Origin of the sequence: Grimontia kaedaensis (assembly GCF_023746615.1) — a bacterium.
Classification (GTDB): domain Bacteria; phylum Pseudomonadota; class Gammaproteobacteria; order Enterobacterales; family Vibrionaceae; genus Enterovibrio; species Enterovibrio kaedaensis.
This window is the reverse complement of sequence record NZ_CP082275.1, coordinates 1,411,392-1,432,248: the sequence shown is the minus strand read 5'-3', so window position 1 is coordinate 1,432,248 and position 20,857 is coordinate 1,411,392. Positions and strand designations below refer to the sequence as shown.

15 protein-coding genes are annotated in these 20,857 nt (G+C 47.6%); 9 read left to right on the top strand and 6 right to left on the bottom strand.

Annotation, left to right across the window (positions count from 1 at the left end):
* Window positions 1-116 precede the first annotated feature (116 nt).
* Together ydiJ and K6Q96_RS06640 are read right to left on the bottom strand one after the other, a co-directional pair.
* Window positions 117-3,170: a D-2-hydroxyglutarate dehydrogenase YdiJ gene (ydiJ, locus tag K6Q96_RS06645; protein WP_251878855.1), complete on the bottom strand. Its 3,054-nt coding sequence runs from the start codon at window positions 3,168-3,170 to the stop codon at window positions 117-119.
* A gap of 158 nt (window positions 3,171-3,328) precedes the next feature.
* The gene (locus tag K6Q96_RS06640) at window positions 3,329-4,798 is read right to left on the bottom strand and encodes a bifunctional NUDIX hydrolase/phosphatase PAP2 family protein (protein WP_251878853.1); all 1,470 of its coding nucleotides are present in this window, start codon (window positions 4,796-4,798) and stop codon (window positions 3,329-3,331) included.
* A gap of 51 nt (window positions 4,799-4,849) precedes the next feature.
* Here K6Q96_RS06640 and K6Q96_RS06635 point away from each other — a divergent pair, with 51 nt between their 5' ends.
* Both K6Q96_RS06635 and K6Q96_RS06630 read left to right on the top strand, forming a co-directional pair.
* Window positions 4,850-6,472, top strand: coding sequence for a VRR-NUC domain-containing protein (locus K6Q96_RS06635; protein WP_251878850.1), 1,623 nt, complete (start codon window positions 4,850-4,852; stop codon window positions 6,470-6,472).
* An 81-nt stretch (window positions 6,473-6,553) separates the two neighbouring features.
* The gene (locus tag K6Q96_RS06630) at window positions 6,554-6,964 is read left to right on the top strand and encodes a BLUF domain-containing protein (RefSeq protein WP_251878848.1); all 411 of its coding nucleotides are present in this window, start codon (window positions 6,554-6,556) and stop codon (window positions 6,962-6,964) included.
* A gap of 69 nt (window positions 6,965-7,033) precedes the next feature.
* Here K6Q96_RS06630 and K6Q96_RS06625 read toward each other — a convergent pair whose 3' ends face one another.
* The 3 genes from K6Q96_RS06625 to K6Q96_RS06615 all read right to left on the bottom strand — a co-directional run bounded on the left by K6Q96_RS06625 (window position 7,034) and on the right by K6Q96_RS06615 (window position 9,309).
* Window positions 7,034-7,768: an oxygen-binding di-iron domain-containing protein gene (locus K6Q96_RS06625; RefSeq protein ID WP_251878846.1), complete on the bottom strand. Its 735-nt coding sequence runs from the start codon at window positions 7,766-7,768 to the stop codon at window positions 7,034-7,036.
* A gap of 33 nt (window positions 7,769-7,801) precedes the next feature.
* Window positions 7,802-8,419 carry a chemotaxis protein gene (locus K6Q96_RS06620; protein ID WP_251878844.1) on the bottom strand — a complete coding sequence of 206 codons (618 nt, stop codon included), beginning with the start codon at window positions 8,417-8,419 and terminating at the stop codon, window positions 7,802-7,804.
* Between the two features lie 158 nt (window positions 8,420-8,577).
* Complete coding sequence (locus tag K6Q96_RS06615) at window positions 8,578-9,309, bottom strand: PilZ domain-containing protein (RefSeq protein ID WP_353621779.1); 732 nt, start codon at window positions 9,307-9,309, stop codon at window positions 8,578-8,580.
* 534 nt (window positions 9,310-9,843) lie between these two features.
* On the opposite strand from K6Q96_RS06615, the gene K6Q96_RS06610 reads away from it, so the two are divergent.
* Together K6Q96_RS06610 and K6Q96_RS06605 are read left to right on the top strand one after the other, a co-directional pair.
* Window positions 9,844-10,338, top strand: a complete 495-nt coding sequence (locus K6Q96_RS06610; protein ID WP_251878840.1) for a hypothetical protein — start codon at window positions 9,844-9,846, stop codon at window positions 10,336-10,338.
* Between the two features lie 342 nt (window positions 10,339-10,680).
* A complete protein-coding gene (locus tag K6Q96_RS06605; RefSeq protein ID WP_251878838.1) occupies window positions 10,681-12,132 on the top strand; it encodes an HD domain-containing phosphohydrolase in 1,452 nt (483 codons plus the stop codon).
* Here the strand turns inward: K6Q96_RS06605 and helD are convergent.
* Window positions 12,129-14,213 carry a DNA helicase IV gene (gene helD / locus K6Q96_RS06600; RefSeq protein ID WP_251878836.1) on the bottom strand — a complete coding sequence of 695 codons (2,085 nt, stop codon included), beginning with the start codon at window positions 14,211-14,213 and terminating at the stop codon, window positions 12,129-12,131. The two genes, K6Q96_RS06605 and helD, sit on opposite strands and share 4 nt — an antisense overlap.
* Before the next feature lie 253 nt (window positions 14,214-14,466).
* Here helD and yccS point away from each other — a divergent pair, with 253 nt between their 5' ends.
* From yccS to K6Q96_RS06575, 5 genes are all read left to right on the top strand, one after another.
* Window positions 14,467-16,641: a YccS family putative transporter gene (gene yccS / locus K6Q96_RS06595; RefSeq protein ID WP_251878834.1), complete on the top strand. Its 2,175-nt coding sequence runs from the start codon at window positions 14,467-14,469 to the stop codon at window positions 16,639-16,641.
* 157 nt (window positions 16,642-16,798) lie between these two features.
* Window positions 16,799-17,977, top strand: a complete 1,179-nt coding sequence (locus K6Q96_RS06590; RefSeq protein WP_251878832.1) for a methyl-accepting chemotaxis protein — start codon at window positions 16,799-16,801, stop codon at window positions 17,975-17,977.
* 232 nt (window positions 17,978-18,209) lie between these two features.
* Window positions 18,210-18,404: a hypothetical protein gene (locus K6Q96_RS06585; protein WP_251878830.1), complete on the top strand. Its 195-nt coding sequence runs from the start codon at window positions 18,210-18,212 to the stop codon at window positions 18,402-18,404.
* A gap of 5 nt (window positions 18,405-18,409) precedes the next feature.
* Window positions 18,410-18,910, top strand: a complete 501-nt coding sequence (gene sodN / locus K6Q96_RS06580) for a superoxide dismutase, Ni (RefSeq protein ID WP_251878828.1) — start codon at window positions 18,410-18,412, stop codon at window positions 18,908-18,910.
* 1,566 nt (window positions 18,911-20,476) lie between these two features.
* Window positions 20,477-20,842 carry a DUF2753 family protein gene (locus K6Q96_RS06575; RefSeq protein ID WP_251878826.1) on the top strand — a complete coding sequence of 122 codons (366 nt, stop codon included), beginning with the start codon at window positions 20,477-20,479 and terminating at the stop codon, window positions 20,840-20,842.
* The last annotated feature ends 15 nt before the right edge of the window (window positions 20,843-20,857 follow it).

The window sequence follows — 20,857 nt, the reverse complement described above, 5'->3', positions numbered from 1 at the left end:
ACTATCAGCTACCCATATGCACCTCGCCTAATAATTAAGACGTTTGAGGATTTAACGCTTATTCAAAAAGACAAGGGAGCCATTATGGCTCCCTTGTTGTTCACGCTTAATTTGGATTAAACCAGATTCACCAACACCTGAACCGGGTGCTGTAGCTTCTTGCTCTCGAAGCGTTTCACCTGGCTACGGCATGAATAACCTGTCGCCATACAGCGCGAAGGTGGCAAAGATTCAAGGCGTGGTTTCCAGCTCAAACCGAAAATGCCTTTCGAATTTTCCAGCTTGTCCGATTCATGGCCGTAAGTACCTGCCATACCACAACAACCCACAGCTACAGCCTCAAGCTTACCGCCAAAGTGATGGAAGATTTTGCCCCACTCTGCTTCCGCATTCGGCATCTTGGTTTTTTCGGTACAATGCGCAAAGAGATACCAAGCATCTTTGTCTGGGCTCTCTTTTTCTGGAACTTCAGCAATCACATTCAGCAGCCACTCATGCGCCGTCTGCACCTGAAAGTCACCACGGCTATCGCCAAGAATCTCGTTGTATTCATCGCGGTAGCAAAGTACCAGCGCTGGATCGACACCCACCATTGGCACATCCAAGGCTGCCAATTGGTTCAAGAAATCAGCAGTGTTACGGGCCGTCTTAGCGAACTTCTTAAGGAAGCCTTTGATATGTTGCGCTTTGCCGTTTGGTTTAAACGGTACCAGCATTGGCTTCTTACCCAGCTTCTCAACCAGCGTCACCAGATCCTTCACCACATCCGCTTCATAGAAGCTGGTAAACGGGTCCTGAACAATCAGAACATAGCGGGAGCGCTCTTCCTCGCTCAGAGCCTTTAGCCAATCCAAGTCAAACTTGGTGGCATGGTGACCGTCCAGTGATTCCAACAAGGTAGGTACGGACAACGCAGGCGTATCCACATACCCAATGGCTTTCTCAGTGACAGACTGCGCCCATTTAGGTTGAGTGAAGGCATTGACAATCACAGGCGCTTTCGCCATCCAAGGCAGCATGCCTTCGATATTTGCCACCAGATAGTCCTTCGCAGGACGCTGATAGCGGCTGTAGTAGAGATTGATAAAGCGCGAACGGAAACTCGGCACATCAACCTTGATAGGACACTGAGTCGCACAGGCTTTACATGCCAAACAACCATTCATCGCTTCCATCACTTCGTGAGAGAAATCGTAGTCATCTTTGTTTGAAAGCCAGGTGTTCTTGAATCGCGCGAAGATTTGGCGAACTGACGGCGTTTTCTCCATCAGTTCTTTTTCCATGGTGATTGGGTCAACACCCTGCTCTGCGAGCAGACGCAGCCACTCACGCACGATGCCCGCACGCCCTTTTGGCGAATGACGACGGTCATAGCTGATCTTCATCGACGGACACATTGGCGAGCTGGTGTCGTAGTTGAAACACAAGCCGTTACCGTTACATTCCATCGCCTGCTTAAAGCTGTCACGCACGGTAATTGGGATTTGGCGGTCTAAGGTTCCGCGCTTTTCATCATCCACTTTTACCAGCGAATCGCTGCTGTCGATTGGCGTACAAATCTTCCCTGGGTTCATGCGGTTGTGAGGGTCAAACGCCGCTTTGACTTTACGCAGCTCGTTGAAAAGCTCCTCACCAAAAAACTCTGGACCGTATTCAGAGCGGAAACCTTTACCGTGCTCACCCCACATCAGGCCGCCGTATTTCGCCACCAGCGCCACAACCTGATCGGAAATCGTCTTCATCAGACGCTCTTGCTCAGGGTCACACAAATCAAGCGCAGGACGAACGTGCAATACACCTGCATCAACATGACCGAACATGCCGTAGTTGAGGTTATGGCTATCCAATAAGGTTCGGAATTCGACAATAAAGTCCGCGAGGTTTTCAGGCGGCACACAAGTGTCTTCCGTAAAGGCAACTGGCTTCGCAGCACCTTTGGCAGCTCCGAGCAGGCCAACGGCCTTCTTGCGCATATTGTAGATTTTGTTGATAGAGGCCAGGTCGTTACAGACTTGATAGCCAATCACGCCTTTATCACCGGCTTCGACCAACACATCCAAACGCTCACACAGTGAGGCGATTTGTGCGTCGATTTCCTCTACATCATTACCAGCAAACTCGACGATATTGATGCCCTGCATATCCTTGCCAGGAACGTCCGTCAGCAGGTCTTTCACCGTGTTCCACACGATATCTTCACGTGCCAAATTCAATACGCGAGAATCCACCGTTTCAACGGACAAGGCATTCGCTTCAACCATCACAGGCGCACTGCGAAGTGCTGAGTCGAAGCTATCGTACTTCACGTTAACCAAAGTACGGGCTTTAGGGATTGGCGTGATATTAAGTTTGGCTTCGGTGATAAATGCCAGAGAACCTTCCGCACCACAAAGCACACGTGCCATGTCGAAAGTTTCAGTCTCAGGCTGGTACGCATTTTTCAGATCGTAGCCTGTCAGGAATCGGTTCAGTGGCGGGAATTTTGCGTCGATTTCCGCACGTTTGCTTTGGCAGATTTCCGCCACGCGGCGCAGTGCTTCCCCTGCGTAATCATCACGGGTGTTACCCGTCACATCTGCCATAGACTGGGGTTCGGTATCCAATACTGAACCATCTGCCAGCACCGCTTTCAGTGCCAGAACGTGGTCTGAGGTTTTACCGTAGCGCAATGAACCCTGACCTGATGCATCTGTGTTGACCATGCCACCCACTGTGGCGCGGTTACTGGTCGAAAGATCAGGCGAGAAGAAAAAGCCGTGCGGACGAAGCGCATCGTTCAGAGCATCTTTGACAACACCGGCCTGCACGCGCACCCAACCCTCATCAGGGTTAATTTCAAGGATTTTACGCATATGACGCGACATATCGACAACGATATGTTGAGTTAGTGACTGCCCATTGGTGCCTGTACCGCCGCCACGAGCAGAGAATTTAATCTCAGCGAAGTCGGCATCTTTGCAGACCTCGCCTAACAGCGTTAAGTCTTGCGTTGAAGTGGGAAAAACCACCGCCTGAGGAAGAAGCTGGTAGACCGAGTTATCGGTTGCGACTGCAAGGCGGCTGGCATAAAAGGTCTCCGTCTCACCCTGGAAACCTTTCTCTTTTAAAGCATCAAGAAAACGCCCGACGATGGGATCGAGCGTATGCTGGTGTGTAAGTGCTGGTAACATCTTGCTCCCTGAAGCCATTTGTACGATCTATTTCCATACGATCGTTGGCAATCTTATAAACTAACGACTGCCATAACTTTACCTCAGGTGTGACCTGCTTCAAAGAGTTAATCCTAAGAGAAATCCCTTTAAAAACACGCTGCGCAATCGTTTACGTGTCACCGAACAAATTGATGAAAAATACGTGGCGTCACCACAAGTAACCAAACGGATATACCCCATGCAGCCGCACAATTCACAGCCACAATGATGGTATTCACCGCATAACGCGAGGAAATAGCGTTCTCCGCCAAGATAATTGCCAACACCCCCGCAAGAGAGATCATGAAAAATGTCAGCTTTGACGGGCGTCGAACTGCCGAAACATACAACGGAAAAGCCTTGAGCCACAAAATCGAACAGTAAGTTCCAAGGCAGAATGCTGAGAGATAAACAATATGTGGTTTGTGAATCGCAATCCCTATGGTCGCGACAGCCACAAAACTTATCAGCCAGAAACGAGCAGATATCAACGCACGCTTTCTATTAGCAAAACGCCAATCTTTGAGCCGCCTAAATCCGACCGCGAAACCAAAACCAATCAGCAACCCCATGACCATGTCTGACGGATAATGCTCTCCTTGAAACAATACCTTGCCACTAATGAAAGCGACAAAAAACATGCCCAACAGAGAGAAACGCTTCCTCCCTTGCGGATACACTTCTTTGTCCCAGTTAAGTAGCAGCCAGCAGAAAAAGAACGTTGTCAGAGAGACCATGGTACTTGGCAACGTATAACCAAGCGTGTCCTGTTCACCAAACACAGGGTCGATAAAGTAAGGCCTTGGCAATTCCACCACAGTGGTCAAAATCAACACAAAGATAGAAACGGCCAGCAACCCAGCCCCATATATTAAGGCAGCACGATGCCCATGGTAGGCTCGAATGTAGATCAACGTTGCGAGAAACAGGAACGGGGTGAACAAACTCCCCAACGCAATGGTAGTGGTCACGAAAGCCTCAACTCCCGAACTCTTGGCTTTCCATTCATGCAAAGTTTGCAACCAAATGAGTTGCGCCCTGTAGAACGGCGTCAGCACTGAGCGCTCGCCAGCAGACAATACAAACTCACTCGGCTGTACTTCCGGTATCCAACCTTTGAACATCCACTTATGTTCAGGGAAACGATAGTTGTCTCGCACCGCCTTGTTGTTGGGCATCATGAGCACACGCGTGACTTCTTTACCGAAATGCGGTGCCGACCAGGCCATCAGCACCTTGCGTCCTTGTGAGTCGATAAAGTACGGCGACGGTGAAACCAGCTTGCAGGCGAAAATAACAGAGTTATAAGTCTGGGCGATTTGCTTGCCAACATTCACATGTAAGCCTGTTTCTTCATAAGCTTCGCGCTTTGCGGCTTGTTCCGCCGTTTCTTCACCGATAATTGAGCCACCAGGTATCGAGTATCGCCCGCTTATCGCTTCATCAATCATCAGAATGTTCTTGTCGCTATCGACGATTAAGCAATCTGCAGCTTTGATCGGCAACGTACTGTTAATCGCGTGTTCTTTGCTGGTTGTCTTTCCAGGAAATACTAGGAGAAGTATGGAGAGAAAAAGCATCCCTGAAATGAGTCGTGTTATGCTCACTAACTGTTTGTCCCTATAAAATCATTTTCGTTTCAAACCGACAAGGAAGCCATGAGCCAGCCAACTAACCCGCCTGTTCTGCCGCCGCACTACTATCTGGATAATTTCTTATCCATCGTCGAATTAGTATCGAAAAGATATAACGATTTGCTGACAGAGTCAGAGGCGAACTGGTTGCGTTCATTTTCAACTTTGCCGAAAAATGCTCAGTTACTGCTGGTTCGAATGCTTACGAGAAAAGGGAATTGGTTTCGCAGCGACAAGCTTCATTACCCAGAGATTCCGGATATTGAAAGCGCTATCACTACGTTATCTGAAGAAGAGTTTCTCACTGATACGGCCAACCCGCCGATTGACGTTGTGACGAACCTGATGACGAAAGGAGAACTGCTTGCCCTTTACGCACACCTGCCTTTAAAAGCTTCCCTAAAGAAGCCGGAAATTGTCGCCGCAATCATCGAAAACAGTGAGGATGCAATCCTACCTTTGCCAACCCGATTTCTATGTCTCCAGCACGATGTATTGCCGCTATTTTTACTGCTTTACTTTGGCAATTCACGTCAGGATATCAGCCAGTTTGTTCTCAACGATTTAGGTATTTACCGCTTTGAAAAAGTCCAGCTTCGTTTAGAAGACAGGCTCTTTACGTCGCGTGAACAAATCGTTGACTGGCTTTTCTTGTCATCACTTGCTGATTTGTACTGGGAGTATACAGAAGCAAAACAACTCACTTCTGCATTAAAAGTGAGTCAAAGACTGCCAAAGAAACCAGATTGGCCACCACTCACCCGAAAGTGGGAGCGATTAGCTAACAAACTGGCAAGGGATTTTGAGAGACAGAAAGATGAAACCGCCGCTGAAACGCTTTTTTTACAGTGCTCACTTCCACCAGCTAGAGAGCGGCTGGCACGCATCGCCATAAAGCAGGAACGGTTTGAGGAAGCCTCGACCATAGTGAAGGCCATGTTGGCTTCTCCCATCAATGAAGACGAAGCAGATGTCGCCGCGCGTATAGCAAGGCAACTTGCTAAGAAAACCGCCTGCCCTTCACCCGAAAGAATTGGAGAATCATTCGACTCTGAACACATCGCCATCGCACTTAATGAGCGTGTAGAGCTGGAATCAGCGCGTTATTACGCCCAGCAAGGCTGGCAAGTATGGTATTGCGAGAACAGCTTGCTGAATGCCCTTTTCGGCTTGCTCCTTTGGGACATCATATTCGCTCCCATTCCCGGCGCTTTCCTTAACCCATTCCAACGCTCGCCACGCGATATGTACACCTCAGATTTCACCGAAGCTCGGAGAGAAATGATTGATCAGCGTTTCGAGGCCTTTGAACGAGGAGAGTACGATCTCTTAGCGGTTTACGATGCCAAATTTGGTATCAGCAATGATTGGGTAAACTGGGGATGGGCAGAGCGTGACATGATAGAGGCCGCGTTATCATCAATAACACCATTGCAGGTTATCGCTTGTATCAAGCGAATCCTGTTCGACACTAAATCCAACCGCGCTGGACACCCCGATTTGTTTATGGTGAAAGACGGCAACTGCCGATTTGTTGAAGTAAAAGGTCCGGGCGACAAACTTCAGCATCATCAGGTGCGCTGGCTGAACTTTCTCAGCGCGCAGGGCCTTTCCAGCCTTACGCTTTACGTCTCTACAGAAAACTGAATTCTCATTTTTAAGGCAAAAATCTTAAGTTAATACATACTTATAGAAAACAAACCTCATCGATGGAGATAGGAGTTCGAGATGAGCGATAACTTACAGCAAATTGTTTACATCAGCAGCGCCGAACACCCTTTTACTGATGAAGAATTCGCTGAAATGCTTGGAGCCATTCGGAAAAATAACGAAAAGCTCGGCGTGACCGGGATGTTGCTGTACAAAGACGGGGATTTTATTCAGGTGATCGAAGGGGAAGAAAGTGTTCTTGCGCCGCTGTTCACCAAAATCTGCAAGGATCATCGCCACTATTCCATCGTCGAGATGATGCGAAAGCCTATCGTCGAGCGCCAGTTCAAAGAATGGAGCATGGGGTTTCACCACATCAACAATGATGATCCGCGACTGGAAGGATTTAACCGTTTCTTTGATGACGATGCTGGCCACGAAATCGACCCTGGTGAAGCACTCAATCTCCTTTTAGTATTCAGCGAGTAGCTAATCAGTTTGATAGACATTAAAAAAGGGTGCCGAGGCACCCCTTTTGCTATTTATCTCCGACAGGTACTATTTGACAGCTACGCCCACATCCAGACGCTCAAACCAATCCAGAAACTTACCGACGTTATCACCAGTGAAAACCCGACCATGTTGTGGGCACATCATGTCTATTTCCAATTCCCTCACGCGGCGAATCCAATCATTTTTTGCTGCATTAGATGGCATCCAGCGCTGGTGAAAGCCTTTCATTTTGGGAATGTGCTCTTCAAAATCTTCCACTTCCATCGGCGCGTCGTCCGCTTCGAGCGCGGCACCCACGTCACCACTCATCAGAATTTTCGCAACAGGATCATAAACATGGAAATTGCCTGAAGAATGCAGGTAATGCGCTGGAACAAAACGTATCTCCACACCATTCAATACCAAGCGGCCACCTTCATCGACAATCGGCGCATATTCGATATGCTCCATGCCAAAATGCCGGACAAAGCCTTCCCAAAGCCAAGGGGCATGGAGTTTAGCTCCAGACAACGCAGAATCCCAAAGTCCGAGCGAAGAGATAATGTCCGGGTCTTGGTGAGATGCAAAGATATGCCCAATCTCATTAATGGGCACCTGCTTCACCACAGACGCCAGCATGGCCGAAAAAATCTCAATGCCGCCGGGGTCCATTAGAAGCGCGTTACTTTGCGTTCGGAGCATGTACTGGTTGGTATCAATGATTTTGTCTGGTTTCGAAGGGTCGCGGCCAAACATAAACCATTGGTGGGTATCCCCAGAATAGATTTCCTTGGTGATCATTCGATCTGTCTCCGAAGCGTTAAACGCCTTAAATTAGTATTCTTCTGCCAGTTCACGACACAACGACTGAGACAGCATGACGTGTGTCTGGATTCGCTCTGCAGCATTAGAAACGTTGTCAGCGACAACGTTGAGTCCCTCTTCAAACTTCCTTCCGGATTGTGATGCTTCCACGCGTGACATAGCAGACAGTACAGATGCCGTTTTGATTTCACGAGCCAGATTTTCCAGCAACTCCGACAGCGACGACACTTCTCGATAAAATTGGCGATTCAGTTGCGCATGCTCAGTTTTCATCTTTTCAAGCGGTGCCTGAATGCTGTCAACATAAGCAGAGTCTTTGCTGATTGTCGCCGCTTTGCTGAAGCTAACGATCGTCCGTTCATGGCGCACGGATATGGTCGCTAGCCGGCTGATAGTAACGGCTTTAAGGTTGATGGTGTCTGAGGTTCTTACTGTGGTTTCCGCCAACTGATCGATAAAATCAGTAATGGCTCTGAAGCCAGCGGCACCCTGACCAGCACGCAATGCCAGCGCTCTAGCGTTGCTCGCCGTTAAAGAAATATCGTTGGCGATTTCCCGTGCTTTATACAACTCTGCCGCGACCACCGCTGCTGTCACAAAGTGACTGTCTGCGTTTATGTCTATCATGGAGATATCTGATTTAAAGGAATCTTTTGTCAGTTTAGACAACTATTTATGTCTATTCATAAGTGAGACATATTTTCTGCAGCTTTCGATAGGTTTCACCGGGTTCAGCCATAAAAAAACACCGCCTCAGCGATGTTTTTCTTATTACGTACCGGTAATTAGTCTCTTCTATCACTCTTGAATACGTACTTAGTACCGTCGTAAATCAGGTTCGACAGCAATCGGCGACAGTTCGCCTTTCCGGGTTCATCAAAGACCATACCGTAGTTCTGTTTACCCCGCTTTTTACGGCAGTTCTTCACGGCTCCACTCAGAGCATAAGTATCACCACTGGTGCTGTTAACCACCTCTAAAACGATTTTGGTGTCCACATCGAACTCAGGAGAAATCGCATCAAAGCTGAAACCACAACCCGCTGACGACACGTCAGTCAGGATCACCCGTAGCTTGCGGTTAGACATCTGAATATCACCGGGCAGTCTCAGTTCGTAGCGGACTTCGTTACGCAATAGAACCAGTTTTGCCTGCTGCGGTACAGGAAACACCAGAAGTTGAATTGGGCGAAAAACCACATGCTCTATTCGGGTTCTAAAACGAACCAATGCCCCTTCACCCTGTTCAGAAATACCTTCGATATCGACGTTGAAACCTTGCATGAAAAACTCTTCATAATCATTTTTCGAAAGACGAGGCATAGTGAAGAAAATATGTTGCTGATCATCAAAGCCAATAAAGTTAGCTTTGAAGTTAAGACGTAGCCCTAGAGGCGTCACAATTTCTAAAGAAGCTTCTGTGCCATGCTGGATAAAATCCATGGCTTGAAGCCCCATAATTATTCTTTCTTTTGGTTTGGCCGGCGGCTTTTTTGCTTGAGCCGAATTTGTATTCATTTAACATCCTCGCCGGAAATGCTGCTCTGATTAGATACCAAATACACTGAAAACAGGATGGCTGTTAACCCGCGAATACTGCTTGAACAGAAAGAGCCCCATTACACCTTGTTGGAGGAACTTTCAGTTGCTCTGGGTATCACTCGCTTGCCTTGCTATCGACCTAGCAGATAAAAACTGTTGGACATTTTTACAACAGTGCCGCAACAAACACTGCCTGAACGGCGTATTGCATTATTAACATATAGGCAAAAGACCGCATTATTTCAAAGTGATAGTTGCATATTTCCTCATTGATATTTCTATCAATTCACCTTGTTTATTCAAGGGTTTTTCCTACTACTCAATCAAAAGAAGCCACTTCATAAGTGCGACTTTTAATTCTCTTTTGTGACAACATCATCAATTAATTTCTAAAGGTTTTTATCTCCCCGCCGTTGTTGGCATTAAGGGGCGCTGTGCCTGATTGCATAAATTAATCGACCAAATCAGGCATAAGCTTTGTGAAAATAAGCGACGGTTCAGAGGTTGTTTATGGCTAATCGCTTGTCTACAACAATGTGTTTTATCGTGACTTTATTTCTGGGGCCAGTGGCGCTCGCAAACACACCAAGTGGTGAAAGTCAGCCATTCCCAGACTCAGAACAAATGAAAAGTTCACTTTCAGCGATGGGGTTTAATGAACCTTGGAGCACGACAGAAGGTGGCGAGAAGCAGCCGCTGAAAAACGGCGAGCTGTGGATCCGGGAAGGTAACTATTTTGCCGTCATGTCAGTGCGGGATGACAACGAAAAAACGATGCAGCTATCGCTCATTAATAATCTTTCAGTCTGTGCTCAACTCGGTATTGCTGCCACGGGTCAATCTTCCAAATCTGTATTCAGTGCATTCAGTCATCTCACTGGAAAAGCCCTCACTCAACCCGAAACCACTGCCTTCAATATACAAAGCCCTTTTCATTATCATGTGCTGATCACCGAGATGATTGCCGAGCGCACCTTGATGCAATGTGGCGTTAAAAATCAGTGAAATAAGTTCACCGCCTTACAGGTCTCATTATTAAGACTAGAATTTTAGAGATACCTAGGGTCTGTTGACCTTTGGTGATGATTTTTGCAGCAGTTTGCGGCGACTTTATGCAAGGCAGAGGCATCGATGTTTAGCTGGCCTACATGAGAAGCCGATAACGCAGGAGAAAGTCGCCTTAAACGCTGCCCGAAGGGTTCTGCTAAAAGCGTTTTATGCTTTGTTGAGGTGTATTTGCTTAGAATGACTAGGCGGCACACACCTCGCCGCGCCTAAAACGCTTTTCGCGAGAACAAAACTTAACCACCAAAGGTCAACAGACCCTATCAGAATGCAAAGGGACTTATGACAGATACCACACACTATCAGTCGCCAACCCGTGCGGTGCTCCACTACGTCACAGCCGTGATTATTTTCACCCTATATGGCGCTCGGGTCTGCCCTTTTATCGATGCCTTGCCTACGGCCGTACTTTTCATCCAGACTGCGACTGTGTTTATCCTGCTCTACTTTGCCCGCCTGATTATCCGCACCGTCAAACACGGTGAAGCCAGTCTGGCAACCAATGTTGGCATATTCGCGATTGTGGGTATCGGCTTTGCCGCTTGGTACTCCGCACTTTACGATTTTCCTCTCGATAGCAATCTCAAGGTCATTTTCGGCATGGTCCTGCTTGGTATTGTGATTAATCTCGATTTAGCCATTTCGAACGCCCGTAACCTTTCCAAACACAACATCAGTAAGAATCAAATGCCTGACAACATCAAACCGCTGGCAGGACAAATTGGCCTTGGCGCGATGTTTTTGACTGTCATGGTGACTGTGCTGTTAGGCTTAGTCGTGACCAAAGATTTACTGTGGCTTGTTGGGCACACAGAACATCAGGTTACCATTGCTGATATCGACAGCATTCTGAAAGAATTCATGTATGTCGCAGGCGTAGTATTGGCATACATCGCACTCATCTCCTTTAACGGATCAGCGCTGATAAGCGAACAGCTCACCCGCCAGACCAATGCGATGACCGCAGCAGCATCCGGCAACTTCGAAGAAAAAGTGCCACTGAACCAAGCTGGTGAGCTGAGCGTGATTGCCTACTACACCAATAAGATGTTCAGCGATCTCAAAGACAGCTATGACGAAATCAATCGCACGCGGGACGCAACCATTGTCGGGCTTTCGACCCTCGCAGAAGTGCGGGATAACGAAACCGGGGCACATATTCTGCGCACTCAACACTACGTTAAGGCTTTAGCAGATGTGATGAAGCGTCAGCCCAAATATTCCAACTACCTGACCGAAGAAACCATCGATCTGATATACAAATCAGCGCCGCTTCACGATGTCGGTAAAGTCGGTATTCCTGACGCAATATTGCTTAAACCCGGCAAGCTGTCAGACGAAGAATTCACCATCATGAAAACCCACGCCCAACTGGGCGCAGATGCACTCGGCATTACTGAGAAAAGTGGTGATGGCATTGCTTTCCTGCGCATAGCCCGCGAGATTGCTGCCACTCACCATGAAAAATGGGACGGTTCAGGCTATCCGCAAGGATTGTCAGGCGAGGAGATCCCGCTTTCGGGTCGATTAATGGCGCTGGCTGATGTGTACGATGCATTGATTTCTAAACGCGTCTACAAACCCGCATTCAGCCATGAAAAAGCCAAAGAGATTATTCTGGAGGGACGATGCACCCACTTTGACCCTGCCGTGGTAGATGCATTTCTGACTTGCGAACATACCTTTGTCGATATTGCTCACCAGTACAAAGATGAAGATGTGAAGGCGGCTTAAACCGCCTGAAGCACTTTCTTTGATAGCTTAGAAGTGACAGGATAATTTCCTTGCCATAACTCCTTGGCAAATACAGATGGTTTTTCCGGGTGCGAGAACACCCAGCACTCATGTCTTGCGCGAGTCAGAGCAACGTAGAAAAGACGTCTCTCCTCTGCATGCTCCATTTCACCTTCCACTGACAACAATGCAGACTCTAATCCTTCTCCCGATGATTTGGCCGGAAACGTGCCATCATCCACATCCAGAATAAAGCTGTAATCCGCCTCAAGACCTTTACTGCCATGTGCGGTGACATAGCTGATGGAAAGATTCGGATACTGACTCTGCCACTCACCGAGAGATTCTGGTTTGTTGGCGTTATTACGCCCCATCAACAGCAGGCTGGTAGGTTTGTCGCCAGCGAATTTTGCCAGCTTCTCCAATACCGATTCCATCGCATCCGAGGGCATCAAATGCACGGCTTTTTTCTTTTGCTCTCGTGCACTGTCGAGCGGTTTACTGAGTTGCTGTGGGTCAACCTGAATAAAGGTATTGGCGACAGTACCAATCTGGGAATTAAAGCGATAAGTGGTATCAAGATAACGAATGACACCTGAAGGGAAACGGGTCATAAAACCCGTGGTCAGGCTGACATCCGATCCTGCAAAGCGGTAAATCGCCTGCCAGTCATCCCCCACTGCAAACAGTGAAGGCACTCGGTTTCGTTTGCCGCCGCAAAGTGCTTCGAGCAAAGCAAGACGCGCTGGGGAAATGTCCTGATATTCGTCGACCATAATGTGGTCGTATCGCGCCCCAAAGGTTTCGCTTTTCCTGGAAAGCACCTTCGTGGCTTCTTTGATCAGGCTGTTAAAGTCATAAGCATTCTGTTCTTTCAGCGCCGCGAGGTAGCCTTTCAGCGCTGGCTGAACCAATGCCAGTTCACTTTCGGCTTTTTCGTCACCTTTGATCGAAGCCTTTATCGTGGTTACTGATTGGCTTTGTTGCGCGAGCAAATCCACCAGTCGCCACAACCATCTTTGCAGCTTAGCCTCGTGAGCCTGTTCCGCCAGCGGACGCTCTGCCGATAAACCCGGGATGGACCACTGCGCCAAATGCTTGAGCCAGCGCTTTTCAACCGCAGGCTGTGCGAAGTTTTCCGCCAACCACAAGGTTATCCAGCTGTGTTTGGTTTCTTCATCCGTCGCCATCGGTGCAATGTTAGCGTCCTGACCGGAAATCTCTTTGATTGCCTTGAGCGCAAAGGCATGGAAAGTCGAGGTTTCCACGCCCTTTAAACCCGCTTTTGTCAAACGCTCTGCCATTTCCTCACTGGCTTTCTTACCAAAAGCCAACATTAAAATGCGCGAAGGTTCCGTTTGCTGACTGGCAACCAAATACTGCGCCCGTGCCATCAGTACACTGGTTTTACCCGAACCTGCACCCGCCAACAGCAAGTTGTGGTTATCGTCCATCAACACCGCTTTACGCTGTGAGTCATTCAACGGTGACGATTCCACGCCATCAAACCAGGTTGACCAACGTTCCAACTCTTCATCACGCCATGCAGTATTTCTGGCGTTGCGCTGTGCTTCACCGTTTTGCAGCCAGCCATAGAGTGATTGATAAAGCGCAGGATTGGCTGTCGCCATCACTTGCGGCAACACACCGCACCGTTTAAAAACTTCCTGCGCTTTCTCCTGCCACACTTTCAAGTCTTCAAATCGCATAAAACCCGAGAAGTCGCGTAACTCATCGCGCAGCGCAAGCAATTCCGGCTCCACCAGCATGAACTTGTTTTGCTGCTTACCCAACCACGCTTGATAGTGCTCAGAGAGCGTCTCAGCAAACTCATGCACCTGATTCCAGGGCAAACCATAAACCGTGATTTTCTGTGCGGGCCGATCCGCAGGAGAAACAATGAAAGTCAGTCGCCCCCAAACCAGGCCACGAGACACGCGGCACTGCCCATCCCAAATAGAAAATGGGACGGTTTGCGTCATTTGTTTGGATTCAAAAACCAGTTGGCTTTCGTCCAGCGCGATACTGTAGTGATCGCCCTGAACAAACCACTGAGCCAGATTGGAGGCGGTGAGTTTCATGGTTGGATTCTATTTTCCTGTCTATATGTACAGCATATCAATTTCAGGTGTTATTTATAGCCCAACAACGCAAAGAGTTTAGATAGATGAATGAAAATCAAGCAAAAGAACGCTTTCCCTGTCTTGTCCAAGCGAAATAGTCTTCGTTTTTGATCTCGTCCCTTGGATGACACCTTTAATCTGCTATCTTAGGGGCTGCTGACTTTTGGTGGTTAACAGCCCCTACCCACACTTGCCTTAACGCTGCATTGAAATGATTTCAAAGAAAACTTCTCTTACATTCAGGGAATACTGGGCCAACAGCCGCATTAACTACAGTGTCCGCGTGTTTATCGCCCTTGTGGGTGTTGCCCTTCCCTGTTGGTGGTATGACGCATCGGAAGCCATCACACCACTGGTTCTTGGCATTATTGCCTCTGCATTGGCAGAAACAGATGACAACTTCTCCGGCAGACTCTCTGCGCTGCTCACCACCCTTTTCTGTTTCGCCGTCGCCGCCTTCTCCATTGAGCTCCTTTTTGATTACCCATGGTGGTTTGTTACCGGTCTCATGACATCAACCTTCGGTTTTATCATGTTGGGCGCGATAGGCGCGCGGTATGCCAGCATTGCATTTGCATCCTTGCTTATTGCTGTTTACACCATGCTCGGCGCGCACGAGTCACAAAACCTTTGGTATCAACCTTCACTTCTGCTGGCAGGTGCCGCGCTTTACGGCGTTATTTCACTGATTTGGCTGCTGCTATGGCCGCACCAGCCAGTACAACAAAGCCTCGCTGCGCTGTTTAAGTCCCTTTCCGGTTATCTCGACCAGAAATCAGAGATGTTCCACCCAAGTAGAGATTTAAAGCCACAGCCATTGCGCCTACGTGATGCGAAAGAGAATGCGCTGGTTGTCACCGCGCTAAACAGTGCCAAAGCCGCACTGCTAAACCGTGTGCGTGGCGGCAGACTGAGCGACAGCAACCGTCAATACCTCAAGATTTACTTTCTGGCGCAGGATATTCACGAGCGCGCCAACTCCTCGCACTACCGCTATCAGGAACTGGCAGAAGTCTTCTTCCACAGCGATGTTTTGTTCCGCCTACAGAGACTTTTACACCTGCAATCCAAAGCCTGTTTGGAAGTTTCTCAATGTCTGACGTTAGGACAGCCTTACCGACACGGCGAAGAGAGCGTAAAAGCGCTGGATGAACTGAACGAGTCCCTGCTGTATGTGAAAGCGCAGAACAATCCAGAATGGACACCATTACTGCCACAGCTCGATTTCCTGTTCCGAAACCTGGCGACCGTCGAGCGCCAGCTTTCCAACGTCAGTAACCCGGATGCCACACAAACGGATGAAGACAAAGAGATCGCCGACTATGATGCTCACGGTTTCCGCGACAAGCTTTCGCGCATTCGCGCCCAGTTAACGCCGAAATCTCTGCTGTTCCGTCATGGTGTGCGTTTGAGCCTCGCCTTAGCAGTAGGTTACGGCATTATTCAAGGCTTTGACCTCACACGCGGTTACTGGATTTTGTTGACGATCCTGTTTGTCTGTCAGGCCAATTACTCCGCCACGCGCAGCAAGCTCACCGAACGAATTTCCGGTACCTTGATAGGTTTGTTAGTGGGTTTACCGCTGCTGACCCTGTTCCCGGATTTGACCGGACAACTGGTATTAATGGTACTGTTCGGCGTGTTGTTCTTTGCGTTCCGAACCACCCACTACGCCGCCGCCACCGCGTTTATTACCCTGCTGGTATTGATGTGTTTTAACCAATTAGGTGAAGGCTACGCCGTGATACTGCCACGCCTTGGCGATACCTTAGTTGGCTGCGCCCTTTCCGTATTGGCCGTGCGTTTTGTGTTGCCGGATTGGCAGGCTCACCGACTGCGCGGGATCATGAAAGATTCTGTCGCTGCTAACCGTGATTATCTGGCACAGATCATCGGCCAATACCGCATTGGTAAGCGTGACAACATGGCTTACCGTGTCGCCCGTCGTGAAGCGCACAATGGCGATGCACAGCTTACGACTGCTATCAGTAATATGCTGGCAGAGCCCGGCCGGTACCGAACTGCCACCGACGAGAGCTTCCGTTTCCTTTGTTTGAACCACGCCATGTTGAGCTATATCTCTGCGTTGGGTGCACACCGCATGCAAATGGACGACGACAGCATTCACGAGTTAGTTTCCAAAGCGCACCGTGGCATTCACGAAGAACTGGATTGTCTGGTATCCAAGCTGGCAGGCGAATCCTTCGAGAAAACGCCGTGTCTGGATGAAGCGCTCGGCAAACACCTTGAACGCTGGCGTGAAGAAGAAAGCAGCTCAGCCCGCATGGTGCTGCAGCAGCTTCACTTGGTTCACCGTATCATGCCGGAAATGCACAAGCTGACCGATGAACTGGCGAAAAAAGCGTTAAAGAGTTCGAAGTCCTGATTCGGCTTTCAAATAACAAAAATGCGTATTTTGAAGGCCTTAAAATGCTCAACTACACTGAGGTGAGTTTGCGTCTCAAAAATGAGCCTCCCCCGAGAGAAGATAGTAAAGGGAGGCTAAATAACATGAGATTCACCAGTTGTGTTGAGGAAGGTCTATGTCATCAAAAAACGGCTTTAAATCGCTATTTACAAGAATGAGGCTCATCCACTGGGTGGGTATTGTGCTTCTTCTCGTCAACGCTTTGCTATTAACCGAAAATATCTATTCAGTCATCATCCAGCTCGTCCTTGTCGGTGTTCTCCTCATCCATGATATTGATGAGAAAAGATGGGGTGTCGACTCTCTGGAACAAACGAAGGAATACCTGAAAAACTTCGAGCGAAATGACCTCAGTGTCAAAAACGAAGTGAAATCCTCACTGAACAGTGAAATGACCGACTTTCTGCGTGTTATAGAAAACTTCAGAATCAATATCCGCAACACTCTTCAAGCCATTGATGAATCGTCAGTCGAATCAAAAACACTGTCTGACGCTATGTTTATGAAGGTGAAAAACATCAATGCAGACCTTTTAGAGCAGGACCAAAACTACGAAGTTGCCAGTACAAACCTCTCCTCTCTCAGTTCATTCTCTACCTCTATGGTGCAAACCCTCAAAGAGACAGCCTCTTCCACCGAGCAAGTAAGGGGTGATTTGGTAGATATAAGCACCAAAAATATGTCTTCGCTTCAGCAATTAGATAACTACGCCAATAGCGTTGAGCAGATGTACATGTCGTTTACTGAGCTGAAAGCGCAGGCAGAGTCTATTGAAAAATTTGTTGAGGTCATTAAGTCCATCTCGGAGCAAACTAACCTCTTGTCTTTGAATGCGGCGATAGAAGCCGCCCGCGCCGGTGACCAAGGACGTGGATTTGCCGTTGTTGCAGATGAAGTGCGTCAACTGGCTTTATCGACGCAAGACAGCCTAGGAGACATCACCAAGATCGTCGGAGAAATCCGTAGTTCGGTGGTGCAAATCAGCGAGCGACTGACCGCGCAGAAACAAGAGCTGTTAGACATCATCTCTCATTACCAAAGCTCCAACCAAACGGTGGAAGAAGCGGTGGTTTCTATTGAAAAAGTGGTCTCACTGATTTCGGCAGAGGACAATAGCAGCGGGCTCGATCAACTCATCAACCAAATCGAGCACTTAAATACATCGATGTTGAACATCAAAGCTTCAAAAGACTCCATCGTGACGCTCAGTGAGCAGATCAGGGGAGATAACGAAAATCTCGTCAATTCAAATGAAGTGTTAAAGCAGCGAGTTGGTCAGTTCACACTGAATTAGCCGCTCCCGCTCCGCTTTCATAGACCGCATTAAAAGCTAACACCCCGGCAATTTGATTGCCGGGGTGTGTTGTTTTTGTCTGTTTCATCGAATCATCCACTCTCGAATCTGCATCACATTTCGGGCATTCCAATATTTTGTTGAGCTTCTAAAAGCTTATCCCGCCAGACTCAGTGAATTGGTCGTGTTTAAACAAACTGCCCAACGCGCTGCTTGAGCGTCGGAGGAAACCATGTTCAAGAGCATCACACTGTTTGCCCTTTTGCTTCTGTTCAGCACAGAAGTGCTCGCCCACAAAGGCCACCATCACGCGCATTGGACAGCCGATTTCATTCATTTTCTGTGGCTAATGCCGATCCTGTTTGGCTGTGCGCTCATCACCTTTGCGATTACTTATCTGGATAAGAAATCCAAGTCACGGAGATAACCACCATGCTTCATACTTTGATGGAACGCCTCGACCACACATTCTCTTTCGGCAGAGTTTCTGCCCACTGCGATATTCCCTGCAAAATCTACGATCCTGTCCACGCGCAAATCGCCGTACTGACGATGATCCGCATGATTGACCTACTCAACGAATTGCCAGAACAAGGTCTGACTAAGCAGCAGAAAGCGACGTTTGCCCGCCTGATTGAACAGAAAGAAGAGCACGGTAAAAAGCTGAAAGAAGAAGTTCACATTATCTGGGGAGATTATTTCAAGCAGCCACAGCTTGACCAGTTTCCGGAAATTCACTCCCTGACCCATGAAATCATGATGCTGGCGTCGGTGGTTAAGCAGGAATCAGACAAGGACGCAGCACTGAAACTGTTGGATAAAGTGAACCGCTTTGCAGAGATATTCTGGTCAACCAAAGGCGTGAAAACCTATACGGCAGACTGTCCCTATCTCCCCGAGTTGCCAACTGTGTATCCTGGCCTCAAGCCCTAAGTGCCCAAAGCGAAACCTTTGAGATGCTGAAAATCATGCGTATTGCGGGCTCCTCAATGAGCCCGACACTCAACACAGAGATTACGTGATTGCCATCCGCCAACCCAAATGGTGGCCGAAGAAACGCGGTCAGATTTACCTGTTCGACCACCCGAGCATGGGATGGATGGTGAAAAGGTTTGAGAGAATCGTGCTTGATAGTTTCTTAACATTCAAAGGAGGCAACATCTTTAGCATTAGCACCGAGAGCATTGGGCTTATTGACGGCAACCAATCAATTTACCGTGTCATGACTATTGTTAAATCCACCCATTGAACTCAAGCACAAAGAGCTACGAAATGTGAAGAATACCCAGCTCAGTTTCCTAGGAAAAAGATACACCGATAAGTTATTGCTCTTCGAAACCTCTTTCATTTGCATTTTGCACACACTGGTCATAAGAACTCTTTGCGATCAATGTGCTTATTAATCCAAATCCGCTGGCGTGACACTCAGTCGTATGCCCTCGTTCATTTTCTAATGAGGTACTATAACTGGTGCATCCAGATATTAAGCCCAGCAAACAGGCAATAGTGAATAATCTAATCATGCGAAGCCTCCATACTAATTAACAACAAGTGCTGGGGCCAATTAAATAATACCATACTACGCAGCCTGATAAATACCACTTATAATCAGCCCCAGCAACTAAACAATACTTTAATTAAACCACTATGGAAAGAATCAAAAATGCGACAAAACAAATTTAGAATTATTACATAGGAACAGCTTATAAAAAATAAAGTGCATTCAATATGCACTATTAAAATATTAAGGAGCATTCATTTAAATATACATAAATTACTTCACAATAGAATTAATCACAAAGTGATTACTTTAATTGATACTCTAAAAAATATCCCCTCAAGCTACTGTTTAATAGGGTTTTTTGAATTGCCTCACATAAGACTCGCATAAGGTTATATAGTAAATCCTTATATCATGTGAAGTGGCCAGTATCGTTGGCTACCAAGTTTACCACTCACTTCACATTGTCACTTATTACGAAAATTCGGTTTAATAAGACTAAAAGTAGGAAGCCAGGTTATTTACTCCATCATTTGAAAAAGCAGTAGATTATGACAAATTGCCTATCAAACAAGACAAAAAAGAAAGGTAAGTCAAGCATTACTTTTCAAACCTATTATTTATCCCATCATATAAAAACCATAAAAATAATGTTAAATGAAAAGGAATAATGTAGCACCAAGAGGAAAGTTGGGCATTCCATGCCATAAATCCAGATAACCTGAAAGACTCGCATCCATATACTTAAACAAACTAAAGGTGCAGGAATTAGCTGCTCCCGCTCCGCTTTTGTAGACTGCGTTAAATACTAACACCCCGGCAATCTACGCGCCGGGGTGTGCTGTTTTTGTCTGTTTCATCGAATCATCCACTCTCGAATCTGCGTCACATTTTGGGCATTTCAATTGCTCTCTCCTTGGAACTGTCTTTACTTTCCACTCAAATCGATAATAATTATCACTTGCGAATGGTTATCATTATGATTGAGGCGCATTGATATGGATGATTGGAGAAATTTGATATTGGCGGGAAACCAATACTTCGCCATTGATGAGATGGAGCATGCAGAAGACAGCTACTTCGATGCACTCACTTTGCTGGATGAGAACAGTGAGTCTCTTTTCACAGACCGCGAAAAGCTCTCAGCCTGGCTTGCCTGTCATCACAACCTCGCCACCGTTTATAAGCAATCAGAACAATCTGAACTCGCTCGATTCCACCTTGAATCGCCGTTAGAAATCATTGAAGTTCAGCTAAGAAAAGTGTCACCAGACCACCAGCATTTTGTCGAACTCCTCAAAGCCTATTCAGCAGGGCTTAGCGAGTTAGTCGTGTTCAGAAAAGCTACCCAACACGCTGCTTGAGCAGCCGGAGGAAAC